This is a genomic window from Microcoleus sp. S28C3 (assembly GCF_036700785.1).
In the GTDB taxonomy this organism is placed as follows: Bacteria; Cyanobacteriota; Cyanobacteriia; order Cyanobacteriales; family Microcoleaceae; genus Microcoleus; species Microcoleus asticus.
On record NZ_JAUBPO010000002.1, the window covers coordinates 17,549 to 36,418 of the forward strand.

17 protein-coding genes are annotated in these 18,870 nt (G+C 43.8%); 7 read left to right on the forward strand and 10 right to left on the reverse strand.

Going from position 1 to position 18,870, the window contains the following annotated elements; all coding sequences use genetic code 11:
- Nucleotides 1-43: 43 nt before the first annotated feature.
- The 6 genes from QUA13_RS00785 to QUA13_RS00810 all read right to left on the reverse strand — a co-directional run bounded on the left by QUA13_RS00785 (nucleotide 44) and on the right by QUA13_RS00810 (nucleotide 4,303).
- On the reverse strand, nucleotides 44-355 hold the full coding sequence (locus QUA13_RS00785) for a hypothetical protein (protein WP_333195869.1): 312 nt from the start codon (nucleotides 353-355) through the stop codon (nucleotides 44-46).
- Nucleotides 356-438: 83 nt separating this feature from the next.
- A complete protein-coding gene (locus tag QUA13_RS00790; RefSeq protein WP_333195870.1) occupies nucleotides 439-993 on the reverse strand; it encodes a hypothetical protein in 555 nt (184 codons plus the stop codon).
- A gap of 73 nt (nucleotides 994-1,066) precedes the next feature.
- On the reverse strand, nucleotides 1,067-1,597 hold the full coding sequence (locus QUA13_RS00795; RefSeq protein WP_333195871.1) for a hypothetical protein: 531 nt from the start codon (nucleotides 1,595-1,597) through the stop codon (nucleotides 1,067-1,069).
- On the reverse strand, nucleotides 1,590-3,029 hold the full coding sequence (locus QUA13_RS00800) for a ParM/StbA family protein (protein WP_333195872.1): 1,440 nt from the start codon (nucleotides 3,027-3,029) through the stop codon (nucleotides 1,590-1,592). The genes QUA13_RS00795 and QUA13_RS00800 overlap by 8 nt, the downstream gene beginning before the upstream one ends.
- 460 nt (nucleotides 3,030-3,489) lie before the next feature.
- Entirely contained in the window at nucleotides 3,490-3,804 is a 315-nt protein-coding gene (locus QUA13_RS00805) for a hypothetical protein (protein WP_333195874.1), read from the reverse strand.
- Nucleotides 3,794-4,303: a hypothetical protein gene (locus tag QUA13_RS00810; RefSeq protein ID WP_333195876.1), complete on the reverse strand. Its 510-nt coding sequence runs from the start codon at nucleotides 4,301-4,303 to the stop codon at nucleotides 3,794-3,796. The genes QUA13_RS00805 and QUA13_RS00810 overlap by 11 nt, the downstream gene beginning before the upstream one ends.
- 506 nt (nucleotides 4,304-4,809) lie before the next feature.
- Between QUA13_RS00810 and QUA13_RS00815 the strand changes: the two genes are divergently transcribed.
- Both QUA13_RS00815 and QUA13_RS00820 read left to right on the forward strand, forming a co-directional pair.
- A complete protein-coding gene (locus tag QUA13_RS00815) occupies nucleotides 4,810-5,058 on the forward strand; it encodes a hypothetical protein (protein ID WP_333195877.1) in 249 nt (82 codons plus the stop codon).
- Nucleotides 5,059-5,324: 266 nt separating this feature from the next.
- Nucleotides 5,325-5,564: a hypothetical protein gene (locus QUA13_RS00820; protein WP_333195879.1), complete on the forward strand. Its 240-nt coding sequence runs from the start codon at nucleotides 5,325-5,327 to the stop codon at nucleotides 5,562-5,564.
- A gap of 582 nt (nucleotides 5,565-6,146) precedes the next feature.
- Here the strand turns inward: QUA13_RS00820 and QUA13_RS00825 are convergent.
- Both QUA13_RS00825 and QUA13_RS00830 read right to left on the reverse strand, forming a co-directional pair.
- Entirely contained in the window at nucleotides 6,147-6,305 is a 159-nt protein-coding gene (locus QUA13_RS00825) for a hypothetical protein (protein WP_333195881.1), read from the reverse strand.
- Nucleotides 6,306-6,679: 374 nt separating this feature from the next.
- Nucleotides 6,680-6,865 carry a hypothetical protein gene (locus QUA13_RS00830; RefSeq protein WP_333195883.1) on the reverse strand — a complete coding sequence of 62 codons (186 nt, stop codon included), beginning with the start codon at nucleotides 6,863-6,865 and terminating at the stop codon, nucleotides 6,680-6,682.
- Between the two features lie 1,833 nt (nucleotides 6,866-8,698).
- Between QUA13_RS00830 and QUA13_RS00835 the strand changes: the two genes are divergently transcribed.
- The 5 genes from QUA13_RS00835 to recG all read left to right on the forward strand — a co-directional run bounded on the left by QUA13_RS00835 (nucleotide 8,699) and on the right by recG (nucleotide 16,470).
- Nucleotides 8,699-10,456, forward strand: a complete 1,758-nt coding sequence (locus tag QUA13_RS00835) for a hypothetical protein (RefSeq protein ID WP_333195885.1) — start codon at nucleotides 8,699-8,701, stop codon at nucleotides 10,454-10,456.
- Between the two features lie 51 nt (nucleotides 10,457-10,507).
- The gene (locus QUA13_RS00840; protein WP_333054935.1) at nucleotides 10,508-10,831 is read left to right on the forward strand and encodes a plasmid mobilization protein; all 324 of its coding nucleotides are present in this window, start codon (nucleotides 10,508-10,510) and stop codon (nucleotides 10,829-10,831) included.
- A gap of 29 nt (nucleotides 10,832-10,860) precedes the next feature.
- The gene (locus QUA13_RS00845; protein WP_333195887.1) at nucleotides 10,861-12,570 is read left to right on the forward strand and encodes a relaxase/mobilization nuclease domain-containing protein; all 1,710 of its coding nucleotides are present in this window, start codon (nucleotides 10,861-10,863) and stop codon (nucleotides 12,568-12,570) included.
- A gap of 138 nt (nucleotides 12,571-12,708) precedes the next feature.
- The gene (locus tag QUA13_RS00850) at nucleotides 12,709-14,307 is read left to right on the forward strand and encodes a Bro-N domain-containing protein (RefSeq protein WP_333195889.1); all 1,599 of its coding nucleotides are present in this window, start codon (nucleotides 12,709-12,711) and stop codon (nucleotides 14,305-14,307) included.
- Between the two features lie 78 nt (nucleotides 14,308-14,385).
- The gene (recG, locus tag QUA13_RS00855) at nucleotides 14,386-16,470 is read left to right on the forward strand and encodes an ATP-dependent DNA helicase RecG (RefSeq protein ID WP_333196067.1); all 2,085 of its coding nucleotides are present in this window, start codon (nucleotides 14,386-14,388) and stop codon (nucleotides 16,468-16,470) included.
- 69 nt (nucleotides 16,471-16,539) lie between these two features.
- On the opposite strand, the gene QUA13_RS00860 is transcribed toward recG, so the two are convergent.
- Nucleotides 16,540-17,586 carry a Fic family protein gene (locus QUA13_RS00860; protein WP_333195890.1) on the reverse strand — a complete coding sequence of 349 codons (1,047 nt, stop codon included), beginning with the start codon at nucleotides 17,584-17,586 and terminating at the stop codon, nucleotides 16,540-16,542.
- Between the two features lie 71 nt (nucleotides 17,587-17,657).
- Complete coding sequence (locus QUA13_RS00865) at nucleotides 17,658-18,686, reverse strand: hypothetical protein (RefSeq protein WP_333195892.1); 1,029 nt, start codon at nucleotides 18,684-18,686, stop codon at nucleotides 17,658-17,660.
- Nucleotides 18,687-18,870: the final 184 nt, after the last annotated feature.

Consider the following 18,870-nt stretch of genomic DNA (forward strand, 5'->3'; position numbering starts at 1 on the left):
CGATGCTTACGGCGCGGTCAAACTCTGTCAATAGTTTCTCAGTTCAATTGGTAGAATCTGGTACGGCTTCTGCCGACTGATTTTCCTCCGTATCTAACACAGCTTCATGGGATGGCTGTTTCTTACTATCTTGTACCACTACTGACCGCGAATGATTCTCGCTTTTTAGATTAGGTCGATAAGGAGCTTGGTTGAAAATTCTCGTTGCCTCAATTGCATCACAAGTATTTTCTAGAAAAGTGTACATTCGCTGTTGGTTGAGTAAATGAAAGCTGGGATGTGATAGCGCACCTGTTAGAGACAGGCTTTTATTAGTGTCGAGCAACCTTCGTTCTAAAGCACTGAGTTTAGGCAAGTCAACAACTAAAATGCTGTGTTCTTCAAGCAGCTTATTTAGGTGTTTATGGCTGCTGATACCAATTCACTATGAAGCTGCATTTAATATAACGCTAAGGATATAGTTCCAACCAGAAAGACATCAGCCTCAATTAGTGTATCTTCATAGTGAATTGGTATGAGGTGAGACCAATCTTTGCACACCCCAAAATTGCGGACTAAAATGTGCTTCAGTCGGCCTTGAAAGCGGTTAACTGATTCCAAAAACATCTCGATACTATCAGCACGCCCACTGCACAAAAACCACTTGCAAACATCTATCCCTGACTTTTCTTTAAAAGAAGCAGTTAACAAACCAGCCGTCTCAATCCAGCCATCTATGATAGAAGAAACACGAGCCGGTAAATTGACAATGACAGGAGCCTGCAAAGCTGTCTCGAAAATGATGTCTGCCTCAAAGTTTTCTTCATCTTCCGCCAAAGTAATAATCTTCGCGGACTCTGGATAGCGCTGCTGCACGTTGGGATTGCCAGCATCACCATCGATTAAGGTATAAAGAAAGTCGTACTTGTTGTTGTACTCTACGAGAAGGCAACTCCACATAGACTTACCAACACCACCAATTTCTCCATCAACTAAATGAATCGTATTAGTCATAAAAAATCTCCACAATGTTGCTCGTAAATAAAACCTTAGAGAAGGTAAAAACCATCTCAATTCCTTAGATTCCCTAGCTAAAGGTGGGCCCTAACATGGCTGGATCGAATCCTGCTAGATTTACTGTGTCACCCTCGCTGGGGTCGGCTTCTGAGTCTGTCACCTGTTCTAGCTCTAAAGTCGAACTGATAGCTTGTGGCGCTCTTGAAGATTGACGAGATGGTTTAGAGGGAAATGACTCGCTTGCTGTGGTGAAACCTGCACTTGGTACAAAACTAGGGAGGTAGCCGGGGAGGTGAGCACACCCGCGAGAAACCAGTAAGGCTCCAAGTTGCGAACCTTCGAGTTCGAGGCGAGCGCGAATGTAATCAACTTGATTGAGCAAAGAATTGATGCAATCCCAGCCTAGTATCCGCACTTCTTCTTCTGAACCTGCACTTTGCGCCTGATACGCCAAAGCTTTCCAAAATGCCTCGAATGCCTCAAATGCTGCTCGCTTTGAGTCGTACACGGGATGGTGCAGGAGATAATTGAGTAAAATGCCGTCGGGGGAGTCAGCGTAGGGTTGACACCGCAGGTAATAGTTCGTTCGCTCTTTAGCCATGTCTCTCCTCCTCTACTGCTGTGCTAGACTGTCCCACGATAGGCGATCGCACTGATGTTACTTCTCCCCAATTACGCTCCTTGAACTTTGGCGATCGATAGGGGCCTGCTACTGCGGAGACTTCGCCCTCTCTTACGCTTTCCGCACTTAAAAGCGGTAGACTAGAGCGGTCATATTCGGTTACAGGAGTAGGTAAGGTTTGTCCGAATGCGCGATCGCTAGAACAGTTGGTATCAGCAACCTCTAAGTAGTCATTGTCTTGCTTGTTTTCCGATTGAACGCTGTTAGTGGCATCCAATGCTAAATTCACTTTCTGGTTCCCAGAGTCGGAAGTTGTAGCGAATTGAGAACTGAAATAGCTCCATAGCCCCCATAAGTCCGCTAACCGATATCCCAAGCCTTGAGGGTCTAGGTTGGGTGGTACTGTAATCCCGGCGTGCCAAGAGTAGGCAACGCGGGCATATGCTCTCAATTCCGGCTCCAGATAACCGCAAGTACCGCCACAGAACACTATTTCATCTAGATCCGGTGGTAGCACTTCATCTAGCCAACTGGTGAGGATTCGAGCGTAGTCTCTCCTTGCCAGTTTCACTGCTTCAACCAAACGGTCAACTTCGGTATCCCGCGCTCCTGCGTCATGATTGCGAGCAATGCGGTAGAAGGGAGGGCGGTTAAAGCGATCGCCTGATGTAGCTATGGCTGTTGCTAAACGAGATAAATCATAGCCAGAGGTACGCTCTTGCACTAATTCGCAGCACCGCACCATGCCTAAATCGGAGGTTTTGCCTTTGCCTACGGCTCCCCGTGCTGAAACAATGACGGAGGCATTGCGGAAACCTACCATTACGAAAGCTGTTACTTGGTGCTTGAAAGCTGCCCCCAGTTTACTGTTGTAAGCAATACAAATACCGCCTCCTTCTTGAAGCGCCTGGGTTTTGTCTAGCGTTACTTGCATCGTACCGGAAGGCGTTTCAAAGGCGTTAGCAGCTTGTCTGAGCAGTGTAAAAAACTGCTGGGAGTCGTTGAACTCGCCTGGAGGTAAGAAGACGGAGAGCGCAGCGCTGAATTGATTGCCCAAATCTAGTTTGCAAGAGGCTACCCACAAAGCTGCTAGTGCTTTGTATAAAGCTGTACTGTATTTGAGTCCGGCTAAGCCGATGTGAGCGTTGAATTGGGAAGCTGCTAGGTAGCCTACAGCGCGGCATTCATCACCAATGGCAACCCAGGCAATATTTTCGGGGGCTGCCGATGTTAAATTAGGTTTCGTGAAGGCATTGGCTGTGTCTTGGCTGATAGTGCCAACTTGGGATTCCATTACTAATGAATGAGCCAGCATCTCTGAACCTTTACGGTAAAAGGCGCGAGTTGATAAACCGCCAAAATCTATGCTCAGGATGACATTCGGATTTGATATTTTCTTGACTCTTGGCATTATATTCTGTGCCTATCGTGTGCTTTACACGCCATATTAGGGACTATCCTTTTTATTTGACATCACCACAATCAGTGGTTTTTATTAGCCCGTTTGGGGCGATCCTTTGGGAGGGTTAGCCAATTTTTGATTTGAGATTGAGCAGCGCAAAAGTTGAGGTAGAGCAACTCAACTATTCTTAGCCCGCTTTTTGACAATTTTTTCAACTTTCAGCCTTGTCAAATTAAGGAAGGTATTTATTACGTTCAAATAAATTTAATTCAATCCTTAAATAAATCTGAAGTGTACCGAATTAGAAAAGAAAGCAAAATTTAACAATTCTTAACTTTAAAAGTATGAGTTTTTCTGAGTTATTTTGCTATCGGTACTTATAGCTGTGAGCTTCCTTGCTATTTCTTGCACACAGTGTTAAGCAACCTAGAGTGTTGTTGATACTGTTTTTGTGCATAAAACCTCACATTTACATGAAAAATAAAGGTACAATCTCACATTTGCGGAAAAATAGACGTACTTGAAAAAAGTAGGAATGGGCAGTAGCAATAGCAATGTTCAGAGATATATTTATACTGGGATAGAAAATTAATAGCCTAATTTCTGAAGTGGATGGTGCGATCGCACTGCCAAGGAAAGGGTAGAAAAACTTGGGTAAATCGGTGAGGGGCGTGTGAACGAAGTGAGCTACATCTTTATAGGGCAAGCGATCGCGTTTAACGCTAATGCTTTCCTCTTGAGGGACTGAAGAAATCAGCAAATCTGGGCTTTTATCAATCAACATAGGGAACATCTTCCCACGACAAACTGCGCTTGTCGATTTGGGGCATACCCGGAAAGCTAGGCTTTTGCTCGTTTGAATCATTTTCCCGAATCGAACGGGTGCGTGCTGAATCCAGACTCATCAAGCTTACGGTTTCATAGATGCGGTGGAATAAATCTTGAATTTCTTCTGCCGTTACTTGCTCGGTGTCTTTATTTACCTGTACTGAATCCAGATCCCGGTCGGCGAGGTCATCGGCGATCGAGTAAAAGGGACGGCGATCCGGAGCAAAATCCGGTGGGCCCACCAAGACTCGCGCCGTAGCAACGTAGCGCTCGGAGGCGATCGCTAGGTAAGCTTCAATAACGGCATCGCAACTGTCATCCACCACTCCCCAGGAACGGTTATCCCCCACATTCGCGCCGTCATAACTATCGGAGGGTAAAGCATCGTCGTCTTCTCGTCCCAAAATATACTTTGACCACACCGTATTTTCGTTGAGAAGGACACAGAGAGCCATCTTCTGTGACTTCTAAGCTGACTTGGGGGGTTATAATGGTCATATCGGGACTTAGACAAATTTGGAGGCAAAATCATGCTCTATCCCTCTCTGGCAAAGCGATTTAGCTTAGAAGGGGTAAACCCGGCTCAAACCCAGTCACAGCCAGAAAAATCATAAATCGATCTCAAACTCTTTGTATGACTGGGTTTAAGCCTGTTTTCCGGCTAACTTTTGTCTAAGTCCCGTTAGTTATCCTCAAGCAGTCATCACCGTTGACAAAAGCCAACTATATTCATAGTCATGCCTTGAAAGATACTCCAGCAGGAGAGGTTCACTTTGGGGTAAGGACAAGATACGCGCAAAATTTATCACCATGTAAAGTTTCGTAAAGTAGTCAAATATTTATACTTCTAATACATTGCCTAGTTTGAGTCATTTTAGGCAATGTATAATGAAAAGAGCAACAGATTATAAGGCTTTCAGTCATTCTTACCCAACCACCTCAACTTCCCTTTTCGGCAAAGATGATTTCTCACCCTCCTCCCCCTGTAAAAGTAGCGTCAAAGCGAGAGCGGGAATATTTGCGTCCATTGGAAGTGGAAGCGATGATCAAAGCAGCGCATTCATTTGGAAGGCACGGAGTTAGAGATGCAGCCATTATTTTACTGATGTTTCGGCATGGGCCAAGTCATATTAAGCGTTTTGGTGATTATCTGATTGATCTTGATGCGATTCCACCAGCACTTGAGGAAACGTTAAATTTAGGTTTCTGAGTAAATTTGTTACAAAACTTTACGTCGTGATAAATTTTGCGCGTATCTTGTCTTTACCCCCAGTATACTAGCCGCTGAAATAAAGGAAATCTGTGCATCCGGCCAAGCCAATCGGGAGCAAATCTGGGCTCAGCTTACGGCAGATGAACGGTCGCAGTTTCAATCGCTGCTAAAATCGGAGCAACCGAAAGTTCGTTCTTAGTCGGCGCAGCCGATCGTAGTTTGCGACAACCCGACCGAACCCGCAAAAAATGGTGAGGTGCAACATGAATCATCATTATCCACTTACGCAGCAAGAATGCCTCGAATTTATTCGCTTGGCCATTTATAAAGATGATCCAATCTTCGCCAAAAATGTGGCGGCAGTTATCAAAATTTTTGGCGATAGTAGCGAAGATTCGGGGGAGCAACTTTGGGCCGAGCTTAGCCCGGAGGAGCAGGATCGATTTTGGGGGTTGTGGTTGACTCACCCTCTTGCAAACTCCATCGCAGCCCGGAATAGTTGAGCTTTGGCAATAAAGACAGCGTATAAAAACCCCAAACCGCCAAATGTCAAGCGTTTTGCCAGCATCAAAACTAGCAAAAGTAAAAACTAAATCCCTGAAAGCTAATCCCTGATAAGGTTTTGGGGTTTTGGGGCTGTCAACTAAACCAACAATGTTTCAATCCCTGATAGGGAGTTTTTTGCCCCAATAGTTGCCTATTCTAGCAAATTAGGGGCAAAAGTCAGCAAACTACGGGGTGAAATGAGCAGTCGTACAGAAACTTACGCTAAGGAATTGATTAGTCGTTTTGAATACTGAGCTCGCCTCTTATAAACCTGTACCAATTGATCTGTCTGAAATTTAAAAGCCTCAAATCCTTACTGTGCCGTACAAAAAAGCTGTACCAAATAATCTATAGATTATTTGGTACATTGAGAATCGCCAAAAATATAGATTGATATAAGGCTTATCCAGTAAGAGTTACAGCCTTAGCGTAACTATCTGTACGATTGCTCATTTACCCCCTATCAGCACGGGTATGTCGATCGCGCAAAAATCTGGGCCGACCTCACCCAAACCGAACAGCAGCAATTCCAAGAACTGCTAGTCCCGATCGCCCACCACTTCGCCAACAGAATCAAACAGGCGATCGGCTGGAATTCGCCCGGAGTTGCCCTGGGTATTGATTGCGATTGGGCGACTTTGATCGACGCTGGCGAATTGGTAGCGGCGGATGTGGTGGCGGTTGTGGGCGATCGGCACTTCCTAGAGTTTCAGGAATTGGTCGCGCGTTGCCCAAAATATTTTAGCGAACTCCCCGCACCGTCGATCGAAGCCGCCACAAAAAAAATTAGCTGATTTTTTGTGTGCCCTCAAGTCACGCGTTTGCAGTATAAAATCAGGCGTTTGCAGTACAAAATCAGGTATTTGCAGGTATTTGTAGGGGCTGCATTTTACCTGTATTTACCGGAAAATATCCTGCAAACGCCTGATTTTTTCGGTCAAATTGCTGTTTTTTTGTGCAAGGACTGCCTTTGCTTGTTGAGGCTGGTTATGGCTGTTCTTTCTTGGTAGCAAGCAATGGTTTTGCGATCGCAAACCTGACTTTTACGCGCAGAAACAAAAACAATGCACCTTTATGAATGCGGTAATCCTAAGTGCAAGGCGATCGCGTCGATGCTCGCTGTCGGACGAACGATAATCACAGCGAGCATCGACTTGATAGGGTCAATGGTGAGCCAGTGGTAGCGACAATCCGGCAGATTCGGATATTCGAGTAAGGGCAGCGGAGTCGAGTCGCGAGTTGTAGTTTTTAAAGTCAAAATAATTCAAATCACCACAAAGGTTTGGCTTTGAATCGATCGCCGTGCAGCTATCGCCACAACTACCTAAAAACTAGGGGTGGAGTGTCAAGGGGCTTAATTTTACCCGCTCTTCAACTGTGCCTCCCAATCAATACCACTGATGCGATGTTAGCCCAGTGTGTCACAAGACTTAATTTTTACCCGCTCTTCAACTGTGCCGATTGCTCATACTATTGTGGCGACTTTTCTGGCAACACTGGCATCAATTGCCCCGTCACACCTGGGTAGCATGGGTCGCGATCGCTTCCCTGAGTTCTCAAGTTAACCAATCATGCTGGTTCAAGATTATGTAATGCCGCGTGAAAACTCATATCGGTACAGCCTTAAACTTAGAGACGCGAGGCTCACGCGCTCTCTCTGAAATCAAGTACAACCGTGCGGTAGCACTGCCTTCAATAAAGCCAAACAAACTGAACTGCAACTCAAAAAGAGAAAAACGCTACCGCCATTGTTCCGATACATTAATATGCAATAGCTGAATGGCTAATAACGAGGCCGCTATTTTTTAGGCAGTCTTAACAGCTTTTCAATTAGTTTTGCTTGCTCAATTGTGAAAGTACAGCTTGCTATAAATGCTACCACTTTTGAGCCTCTGCTACATTTGCCTAAAATTGGAGTGTAGAGCTTGCTGTTAAATTATTAAATTGATATTAAGTGTACCGGGACAGGAAAAAACCTCAAAATTAACTTTTTAGGACTGAGTTTTCGTGAGTTTTTGGCTGTTTTTGGCTGTTTTTTCTGAGAATGTGCGAGTAAACTTGTGCAAGCTCAGCTTAATTGTTAGCTGAATTTGGGGGCTTGTTAGCAACAAAAACCGCATGAGAACTCAAACTTATGCCAGAGAGGAAGCTTGCACAAAAAGCAGGATCACTGATAGCAATAGCAATGTTCAGAGATATATTTATACCAAAATATAAAAAACTTCTCCAATAAAGAGGAGCGTTTGTATTGTAGAGCCACAACACGCTCAGTATTGAACAAAAATTCAATTAGGCAAACGATCGCCCTCGTAGTTTTAGCAGAATTAGCCGGCTCAACAAATACTTTTCGATGCAGTATTCCAACGGATAACCTGAATATTGACTCTTAGTGGTTGGGTTGAGCCTGTTTGTTCATGCAAGTTCAACTATAGTTACTGCTAGAACTACTATCGGATAAGCTTTGATTCCAATTCCTGCGATCGCACCAACTGAAACGATCGCCAATGACTACCCGCAAATGCGGGGGAGCGAATAGGGAAAACAATTAGGTCAAATTGACCGGTAATCAATGCCAATCACTCGCGATCGCACCAACTGAAGCGATCGCCAATCGCGGAGGGTTTGTGCAAGCAGCGGCTCTATTATTTATGAGCTTGCTGTTTTGATACTGAACTATAACGAAATCGCGCTAACCCGTGTTTCCCATGCCACTTTCCAGAAAAATCTGCAAGGTGCAAACAAGCGATCGCGCTCCCTCAAGAAATAACGAGAATTAAGAAGTCTGGAGACAGCGCTCTAAACCAAGCGATCGAAGAAACGGTTTTTGAAGCAACTGCCTATGAGCGATCGCACAACCCACCGAAGGCATCGCCATCAGAATTGATGGAGATACCGTAATCCCGACTTCCGGGATGAGCGATCGCGGAGCCGACCGAAGGCATTGCCATAAATCAAAACTCAGCCTTAAGGTGAACCCTCCAAAAGGAGCGCTCCAAGTGAGCTAACAAAAACTACCAGTTGTGGTGAAGTCAAATAATAAATCCAACAAATACCATATAGTTAACCAACACTTATAGCCCGTGTAAACAGCATGGAATCAAATTTTGATTTTCTCAAATATCCTAGCTCTTTCCTATTGCCTGTTCGCTACTATGATTTGTTTAAGAACCCCCAATCTACGAATACCATTGAAATCAGACTAAAAGACGCATTCGTCAGTAACTTGATGCTCCCCGTTGAGCAAAAAATAACTCATTGGCTCAAAAGAAAAAGTACAGCCACACTAACTTTAGAAGTAGCTCAATCTCTGCAAATTGAACCAGCTTCAGTCCCACTTGATACCCCTCCCTCTCTCGTGCTAGCTACAGCTTATCCAAGCTTAATTCACATTTATCCTATTCATAGCTATTTAGAAAAAAGTATAGCTTGGGTACATTGGAAACTAGGTCTCGACCTAGCAAAATGGGTGAACCCCGAAACTCAAGCAACTCTCGAACAAGCACTCAATCTCTGGAACGACCCAACTATCAACCTAAGTGTTTTTGCCGACAAAAAATGGATTTTAAAAGATATCCCGGAAGGCACTATCGTAACACCACTCAACCCAGACGGCCTTGAGTTCATGCTAGAAAATGGCACAGTAAGTTTGGGAGAAAATTGGAGCAACTTCAAATCAGGATTCAATAAATTCAGTTGCCAAACTTGGGAATTCAGAGGTAAACTGGCAGCAGGAGGCTATACAAATGCCAAAAATTTGTCACTAGAATCCCTCTTCAATCCGCTCGAAGAATATCCAGAACTGTTTACTACCGATCGAGACGGCAAAGTTTGGATTAAAGCAGAAGTTTTTTCCCTAGTGCTAGCAACTTTTACCCAGATCGCTCCCGACTCCTACTCTGAACAGCTAGAAAGCTTTATTGAACTTTGGCAGAACTCTTTCACATCTGCCCTACAACCACTCGCAGATGCTTGTTGGTTTGTCCAAAAAAAGTTGGCGGTACTTGAGGTACTTTTCCAAAATTTCAGTTATATTTCGCCCCACCAAGAGCAATTGTACCGAACATTGACAACCTTAGAACAAGAGTTGACACCTAATCCGATCTTACTTGCTGATATAAGTGCAATCGCTTCTAAAATGCCCGACACAGTGCAACTCCAAACATCCCTGTATCCAGAGAATAGTAAGGATACCAGCAGCGAAGATATTTTAGCCTCAACTGACTACAAAGCATTGAGGAAAATAGTCGAATTTGCAGGATTTAATTTAGAACTGTTCCAGATTTCTTCAGGAGATTACTATGCCAGCCTCAGTAGTGCTGCCACGCCAATGGAAAAAGAGGCTCAGTCTCTGAACAATTTTGTAGAATCAAAGATAATTAAATCCTTACTCAGTGAGCGTTGTGGGTTAGCAAAAGTTGTTAAAATAACAGCACCCGGCTCAAAGGAATCAATCAGAGCAGTGCCTTTAGAAATAGTCAGCTTGTACTGGTTACGACAGTACGAACTTGGCAATCCGCTTGCCAAAACCCTAGTCACAGAAATTTGCCTTGAATTGCTAACTCAAGTTGCAAACCAAGCCTTTATAGTCAAACTATCAGAACAAGAACAACAGCAAAATTTACGGAAGCAGCTAGAGAACTATAGCTCTATTGTTGAGGTCAACAAACACTCTGAACTAGAATCAACCTTCTGCAAAGCAATTAATTACTTGCTACAGCAACTCAACCGACTTGAAGGAACAACCCCAGAATATTTTAGCTCCAACGGTCAATCCAACGATCAAAGTAGCATCAAATCAGAAAGCGATCGCACTTTGCCACAAACACACCCAAACGGATCGATCCATTGAAGCGGATCAAAAGCAGCTCCAACTTATAACTGAGGAGGACACAGTTAAACCATGCCACGCCAACTCCACCGAACAGAAACTTACTTACTACGGCTAACGCCTCAAGAAAAAGAAACCTGGACATCTATGGCGATATCCGCCAGATTAACTATTGCAGAACTCATCAGGAAGCGCATGGCAGGATGTCACATCAAGACCATTACACGCATCAACTTTCAAGTTCACTTATTACTAGGAGAAATTGCCCAAAACCTCTTACAAATCAGCCAGACTTTAGACCAGATTGACTATCAAAATGCTAGTCAAATCAACAACATTGTTAAAACAATTGACAAAATTCGCTTGCAATTACTCTCAACCCACACCACAGATTAACTCAAGAACCCAAAACGACCGCACAAACCATGATTGGCAAAATTACGAAAGGTTCTGACTTTGCAGGTTTGACTAATTACATCTTAAGCAAAGAAAAATCCCAACTACTTTGCACAAATCTAGCTGGGTCAACACCGCAGGAATTCTGGCAGCAGTTAGAAGCAACCACTCTGCTAAATCCTAACGTTTCATATCCCGTTTGCCATACAAGCATTAGTTTTGCCATTGAAGATACTCCCAAACTTTCCAGCAACACCCTGTTAACAGTCGTGGACGCGACACGCAAAGGGATAGGTCTTGATTCCTGCCTCTACTTTGCCGCCACTCACGGCGATCGCAAACACTTTCACCTACACCTTGCCGCATCCCGCATTGACGTTGAAGGTAATTGTGTTTCAGACTGGCACAACTTTTACCGCCTAGAGAAAACACTCCGCTCCTTAGAGGAAGAACTCGACCTCAAAAAAATTAAATGTAGTTGGGAAGTAGAACACACTGCACCTAGTACGGGACAAGAGCGAAGGAAAAGGAGAGAAAAGGAGGAATTCTCTCAAGGCTTGAGACAAACACCCCCCACTCCGAGTGCTGTAGAGAAAATCCAAGCCACAATTGCGATTAGCATTGAACCTGGAAAAAATCTGAACCAGCTTTTTGCTGACTTGAAGAACGAAAACATTTTCCCCCGCCTTAAAGTTAATTCAGACGGTCAAATTTTAGGAATATCTTACTTAGCAGATGGGGTAGCAATCAAAGGAAGCAAATTAGGAAGGGGCAAAGGAGCTTGTACTCTGGCAGGGCTGGCTTACCGGGGGATAATCCTAGATTTAGAACTCGGCAACAAATCAATCACTACTCAATCGCTTCCATCGCCCCTAGAAATATCAGCGGATACCCAAGAACAGCCCATTATTAGAGAAGCTTTTAAAAAGCGTTGGGAGCAAACTCGCACCAATCGCCAAGCACGACCTAAGCAAGAACAAATGTCTCAGAAACAGCAGAAGCAAGAACAACAGGAACGCCACCAGTTGTGGGGAAATGAAATTGCCCCAATTGTACTCACTCTCCTTGATTCTTATCAAGCAGATAGTCTTGAAAGTAACAACAAACGCTATCAAATCGATCGGCTTCCCGAAAGTTGCGATGTTGTAGTTCAGCGTGTAGATACTCTTGAACCCGTACCGCATCATACACAGGTACTAGGTTTTAATTACTCCAAAAAAGGACTAAAAGTTTGGCACAACCTGCTAACTCAAGAGGATGTAGAACACTTTCAGGCCGTTGACCAGCAGTTGTCGGATAAGCAGCAACAACTACAACAGCAACAAACACCGCAACAGCAAATTTGGGAAACTCAACAAGAAAACCTACAAAACCGCATCATAGCTGAAGAGATCGTTCCCATTGCAGGAGCAGCATTAGAGCACACACTACTTACTACTAAAACACCAGAACCATCAATAGATTGGAACCAGTATCGCATCTCCTGGAATCGCCAAGAGCTAGAACTTGCCATAACCGTTTCTGACGGTAGAGGCGAGATTCTTCGAGCCAGTTTTGAAGACGACGGAACCTATCACTTACCAGCTTGCTCCGTTACACCAGAAGATGTGAAAAACTTTCAAACTTTGCGCCAAGAATTGCAGGAGCAATTACCATACAAAGCACCTCAACCACAAAAAAGTTTATCCAACCAGCTACAGCGACAACCGCCTAGCCGCAAACAAATTGAACTCGACTGAACTTATCCCTCCAATTGGAGCGCTCCGATTTTACTGTTAATATTCACTCTCTTAGCCGTAGGCAAAAATCCCTTTAATATTTTACGATCGTCGAAAGTTGCCAACAAATTATTCCGATTTACGCTGCAAAATTTTACCATGAAACCATCAGAAATTACACCAATAATTACCCCATACCGTTCCCTCCAAATTGGCGAATCTTTAATCGAAATTATCAAACTAGAAGACGAGTATTGCCTATCTCAGACTCAAGCAGAACGAGCTATTGGCAAACAAGATAACTCTACTTTAAGATACCAGCTAGAACGAGCGCAACTGTGGAAATCACCTTGGAATAACTCTCTCAAAGTTAAAAAGCAAGCCCCCAACGGCAAACTCGATCAAATCCGTACCATTCATCCCATCCCTCTCGAAATGGTCTATTTATATTGGCAGCTTCAAGCCCAAACCCGACCCCAAGCTAAAGCCCTAATTGAAACACTCGGAGAAAATGGTCTTGAACAGTTTAAACAAATTGTTGATAGTGCTTTCAGCAGTTCTGAACAATCGCAACCCCCTATTTCCTACCAAAGTAATCTGCCATTGAAGCCAGAAAATATCGCGCCAACACACTCGCAAACGGAAACCCAAATTCAAACACAACAACCAGTGGCTTTCACAAATATAGACTATACAGAGGAAATTCCTTGTGGTAAATTACTCAAGTTCTACAACTTTGAGATAGAAATCTTCAAGTTCCATAACATCTACTGCCTTTCTCAAAAAGAAGTTTTTAAGACCATCGACAAATCACCTGCGGGAGCCGACATAGAATATTGCCTCCGACGATTTAAACTTTGGCACTCAACCTTACCGGAATTCATTATTATCAAAAAACTCTGTTGTCCGCCTCCTAAATATTTTTTAATCAATTTCCGCCTAGAAGTTGAACGAAATAATCGCATAAAACCTGTTCCTTTAGACATGGCTTACCTTTACTGGAAGGTTCAAGCTATTAACGGTCAGCTTCCAGCTATCGAACTAATGGAAGCTTTAGGAGACAATGGTTTAGAACGACTCATGGAATTAGCTGATGCTAGTTTTAAGGCCACTGTTGAAACCGAAGTAAAGAACGCCTTAACTCCCCAATCTAGCTATTCAGAAATAGTCACATTATCAGCCATTGACAAACCTGAATATCCTCCAGTTCAACAAACAAGCCAAACTCAGGAAATCCATGAATGGCAGCAATTTAAGTTTGAAGGAAAACAAGTACGGATGGTAGGAACGCCGGATACCCCTTCATGGATAGCTCAAGATGTTTGCGATGTCTTAGGGATTGCTGAAGCCAGATCCTCAATGCGGGATTTTGATGAAGATGAGAGAGGCGTGCATACTATGCACATCACCGAAATCACTGGAAAACAACGGTTACAGCCCATGCTAACTGTTACCGAACCGGGAATGTACAGACTGCTCTTAAAATCTCGCAAGCCAATAGCAAAGCGGTTTAAAAGATGGGTTTTCCACGAAGTGCTACCAGCTATTCGCAAAATAGGCTACTATAGTACCGATCGCTCTCACGACTATTCTGAATTCTCTGAACTGGAACAGTCCTTAGAGAGAGCAAAGCATGAAATCAAACAATATCAAGCAGAAAGCTACAAATTGAGACGGTCAATCGAGCGAACCAAATTTTCTTTTAACCATTTAGTTCAAGAAACAACTCACATATTCTCTCTTTTAAATAGCCTATGAGATATTGAGGGTAATTGTAAAAACCGCTGTCCATGTCGGTGAGGGAGCCGCTTTCAGCGGCTTAGTAGAGTTCACTCAATCCATCAGGAAATGAACCTAGCCCTCACCCTAAAACACCTTCCCGGTCTTAGTCCCACTGAAGTTAAAAAACTGAGCCAAATTGGAATTCGCACCATTAGCGACTTACTCTACTATTTTCCCACAAAGCATCTCACCTATAAACGCACTCGCATTACTGAAGCAGTAGGAGGAAGTTACGTAACAATTGCAGGCAAAATTGTCAGTCACAGCATCTTCAACTGCCGAAAAAACCCCAAACTCACCTTACAAAAGTGGATTATTCGCGATAAAACGGGTCGAATCACCTGCACTCAATTCTACCACCATAGCTATTACCAATCCCTCGCATGGCGTTCCGAACAAATCGAACTTTACGCTCCTGGTTCAATTGTAGTAGTGACTGGCCTCATTAAAGAAGACAGCTATGGCAAAAACATCAACAATCCTACTGTTCAAGTATTAAGTCTGAGTGATGCCAAAGCCAGCGCAACTTCCATTGTACCTGTCTACAAACAATGCAAAGGGATTGCGTCAGAAACAATCGGAAAATGTACCCGCATAGCAATTAACTGCGTTGGTAAAATTACCGATCCGCTACCCAAAAAACTTCGGGATCGCTTACAACTTACCCCTTTGAAGGAAGCGATCGCGTACATCCACTTCCCCCCTGACAATGAGGCGTTAGAAAGTGCAAGGCGGCGCTTAGCTTTCGACGAATTTTTCTACTTGCAACTAGGACTGTTGCAGCGCCGATATGCCTTGCAGCAACAGCCGGGATGCCCCTTGTCTGCAACAGTCGAATTGCTAGGCAATTTCTACAAAACGTTACCTTTTGCCCTCACCAAAGCGCAGGAACGAGCCATTCTTGAGATTTTAACAGACATGGAACGCCCTGTACCCATGAATCGCTTGCTGCAAGGGGATGTGGGTGCTGGCAAAACTGTCGTAGCCGCAGTTGCTATGCTAGCTGCCGTTGAATCCGGCTACCAAGCAGCACTCATGGCACCAACAGAAGTTTTAGCGCAGCAGCACTACCGCAAAATTAGGCAGTGGTTAGAACCATTGGGGATAGAAGTCGCGCTACTCACTGGTTCTACTCCGACTCAACAACGCCAATACCAACTGAGGCAGTTAGAATTAGGGCAAATTTCCTTGCTAATCGGTACTCATGCACTGATTCAAGACACCGTGAACTTTAAGAAACTGGGAATGGTTGCGATCGACGAACAGCACCGATTTGGTGTCCAGCAGCGGCTCAAATTGCAGCAAAAAGGCGTTAGCCCTCACATCCTGACAATGACAGCTACACCCATTCCCAGAACTTTAGCACTGACACTACACGGCGATTTAGACATCAGCTTGCTCAATGAACTACCACCGGGGAGACAGCCAATTCAAACTCGGCTATTTACAAGTAGAACTCGCCGTCAAGCATATCAAATCATTCGGCAACAACTCCAACTCGGCCATCAAGCTTACATCATTCTGCCGCTTGTCGAAGAATCTCAAAAGCTTGACCTCAAAGCAGCCATTGAAGAACACCGACAATTGAGTGAAAATGTCTTTCCTGATGTTAATATCGGGCTACTGCACGGCCGCATGAGTTCAGCAGAGAAAGAAACAGCGATCGCCAATTTTAACAGCAATCGCACTCAAATTCTAGTATCCACCACCGTCGTTGAAGTAGGAGTTGATGTCCCCAACGCCACCGTCATCTTAATTGAACACGCGGAACGATTTGGCCTGTCGCAATTACATCAACTCAGAGGTCGGGTAGGACGAGGTACTGCACAATCTTACTGCTTACTGGTAAGTGATGCCAAGTCTAGCAATTCCAGAGAGCGACTTACGGTGATGGAGACTTCGCAAGACGGCTTTTTCTTAGCTGAAATGGATTTGAGATTGCGAGGCCCTGGTCAAATTCTGGGTACTCAGCAAACCGGTCTTCCTAAATTTGCTACTTTGGATTTAGTCAAAGACCAAGCAATACTAGAACAAGCTAGGAAAGCAGCACAATTAGTTACCAAAAAAGACCCTACTTTGAAACGGTGGCCTGAACTATCGAAAGAATTGTTCCGGCGACAACAGGTTAATAACCTCTGAGAAGAAGGGGAGAGTGGGAGAGAGGTAGAATTTGACGCTTACTTTCTATTCCCCACTCCCGACTCCCCGCTATTGCTTTCGCCAATGTGCATCAACCCCTCGTCCCTGACATTGCAAACGTCCAGCATCCCTCTCCCGTCGCAATAGACGACGAATCAAATCAATTCCCACTGTCGGGCACCGTTCCTGCAATTCCCTAACAGAAAATTTTTGAGGCAAATTGTTAATCCCATCCAATACAATTGCCGTTTTAGTTCCTTTTGCAGAAGTAACATATCCCACCCGTTGCTCAAATTCTCGATAGGCTGATAGCAGCATAACCCCCAAAAAATACTCCCACCAAGGTAATAAATTATGCTGCCCTTCATGCCATCCCTGGGAAGATTGATAAAGCGTATCGTAATAGCTTTCCTTTGTTCTCTCCACAATCCGTTCCAAACTAATAAATCGCCCCACCTCATAACCAGCTTTGTATAGCAGCAACAAAGTGAGTAACCTTGCCATCCGGCCGTTTCCATCTAAAAATGGGTGAATACACAAAAAATCCAAAATATAAGTTGGAATCAGCAATAAAGGTTCTATCTCACCAGATTCCCAGAGGTGATTAAACCGTTCTTGCAAACGTTCCATTGCTGCGGGAGTAGCATAAGCTGGAGTAGGTCGAAACCTCACCAATTTAGTCCCATCAGGATAAGTAGCGCTAATTTTATTATCCACTGTTTTCCAGCGTCCACCTGTATTAACGGCAAATTGGTAAAGGTCGCGGTGCAGTTGTAAAATGACTCCTGTACTAAAAGGAATATGAGTATAACTGGTGTGAATTGTAGTTAGCACATCCCGATAACCCGCAATTTCTTGTTCAGAACGATCGCGCGGTGTTGTTTTTTCTGCTACTAATTTCTTAATCCGTTCCAGTGGTACTGTAATACCTTCAATGCGGTTAGAAGATTCGGTACTCTGAATAACCGCCGCTTGGCGCAAAGTGCCTAAAACTTGTGGGGCCTGTTCTTTAAATAACTGTTGCTTTCCCTTGTACTCTCCAATTAGGCGAATTGTTTGAAGCAACCGTTGGTTAAGGGGTTGCTTTTCTATTAAACCTTCTTCAAATGATTGCATATTAATTTCACCTGACTTTGATAAGTATACCGCATAAAAAAGGTTTTGGTAGAGGCTTACTTATCTAGTTATCAACTCCCCTTAGAATTAGGTAAATAGCTAAGGCGATAATTAGTTTTAGCCATTTTCCTAGCTTCTGCTGTTGTCCAAGGTTTAACCGGAAGCAAATCAGGTTCAGATTCTAACAGCTTATAGGAAAAGAGATCGCCCGTTACTTCAGCAATGACAAAAGCAATAAACTTGCAACAGCTTAACGGCGCTTGTACTACCTGCTTCTCAGTAAATCTAACCACAATCCAATTCCACTCTAAGAATAATTGATTGCGGCGGACATCGCCCTCAGCATCGCAACAGTGAGTCGGCTGCTTAGATTTACCTGCATAAGGTTCATCAATCTCCACATCAATTCCTATCCCCGATGGAGTGTGAATTACAATAAAATCTGCTGAATAGCTTCTTCGAGATGACGGAATTTTAAACTCTGCTGCTTGGACAACTTCCTTAAAATACCGTTGTAAGTATTGCAAAAAGCGCTCTTCACTCACCCCTTGTCGAGCTTGAGAACAGCCAATATAACTAACCCGAAGTGACATCAAATCCTTGAGCAATCTATTTCTGGAATCAAAGTCAACTTTTACGCTTTTTAAAACTGTCTGCAACCCTTCTTTTTCCAGCTTAAAACTAGAAAATTCCGGCTGCTTTTTGGATAATATCTCTTGTTGCTTATACTCCAAAACCTGCTGCTTATATCTAGATAACAGTTTTTGACGGCAACCAAACACATAACTATAAGCAGCCGCAATTAAACATGAATAAGCCACCACTATCAACAGCATTTCCCACCACAGCCAACCCCAAGAAATAGCTAACAGCGGGAGAGCGATCGCACCATAGAGCCAAAACACCCAAATTAACCACAGTAGCTTGACAGGTAACACTACAGGCGGTTGAGGCGGAGTCAGCAAAACAACAGGTTGTCGGAATTGTTGAGTTTCTTGAACTTGGGATGAGGTAGCACCACTAGAATTTACCTCCGACAAAGGATATTGATGGCAGAACTGCATTACTATTTTGGGGTAAAAAACTATGGGGTAATTCATCTCTTTAAATCCTCTTTTTTTAAGAGCGCTATCGCGCTATTTGTTAGAAAATATTTTTGACCTGTATGCCCAAACCACAAGCATCAAATTCCAAAAAAACAACTGATTTTCCACCAGTCATCAAGATTAAAAACCACAAACAAGATAGGCATCTTGCTCTTGAATTTGACCCAGAAACAATAGC

Bases quoted from the DNA above. Each gene is read 5' to 3' on its own strand.
- QUA13_RS00815 (WP_333195877.1), top strand. From the start codon at position 4,810: ATGATTTCTCACCCTCCTCCCCCTGTAAAAGTAGCGTCAAAGCGAGAG.
- QUA13_RS00790 (WP_333195870.1), bottom strand. From the start codon at position 993: ATGACTAATACGATTCATTTAGTTGATGGAGAAATTGGTGGTGTTGGT.
- QUA13_RS00795 (WP_333195871.1), bottom strand. From the start codon at position 1,597: ATGGCTAAAGAGCGAACGAACTATTACCTGCGGTGTCAACCCTACGCT.
- QUA13_RS00800 (WP_333195872.1), bottom strand. From the start codon at position 3,029: ATGCCAAGAGTCAAGAAAATATCAAATCCGAATGTCATCCTGAGCATA.
- QUA13_RS00860 (WP_333195890.1), bottom strand. From the start codon at position 17,586: ATGCAATCATTTGAAGAAGGTTTAATAGAAAAGCAACCCCTTAACCAA.
- QUA13_RS00810 (WP_333195876.1), bottom strand. From the start codon at position 4,303: ATGGCTCTCTGTGTCCTTCTCAACGAAAATACGGTGTGGTCAAAGTAT.
- QUA13_RS00845 (WP_333195887.1), top strand. From the start codon at position 10,861: ATGATTGGCAAAATTACGAAAGGTTCTGACTTTGCAGGTTTGACTAAT.
- QUA13_RS00840 (WP_333054935.1), top strand. From the start codon at position 10,508: ATGCCACGCCAACTCCACCGAACAGAAACTTACTTACTACGGCTAACG.
- QUA13_RS00850 (WP_333195889.1), top strand. From the start codon at position 12,709: ATGAAACCATCAGAAATTACACCAATAATTACCCCATACCGTTCCCTC.
- QUA13_RS00865 (WP_333195892.1), bottom strand. From the start codon at position 18,686: ATGAATTACCCCATAGTTTTTTACCCCAAAATAGTAATGCAGTTCTGC.
- QUA13_RS00820 (WP_333195879.1), top strand. From the start codon at position 5,325: ATGAATCATCATTATCCACTTACGCAGCAAGAATGCCTCGAATTTATT.
- QUA13_RS00835 (WP_333195885.1), top strand. From the start codon at position 8,699: ATGGAATCAAATTTTGATTTTCTCAAATATCCTAGCTCTTTCCTATTG.
- QUA13_RS00805 (WP_333195874.1), bottom strand. From the start codon at position 3,804: ATGTTGATTGATAAAAGCCCAGATTTGCTGATTTCTTCAGTCCCTCAA.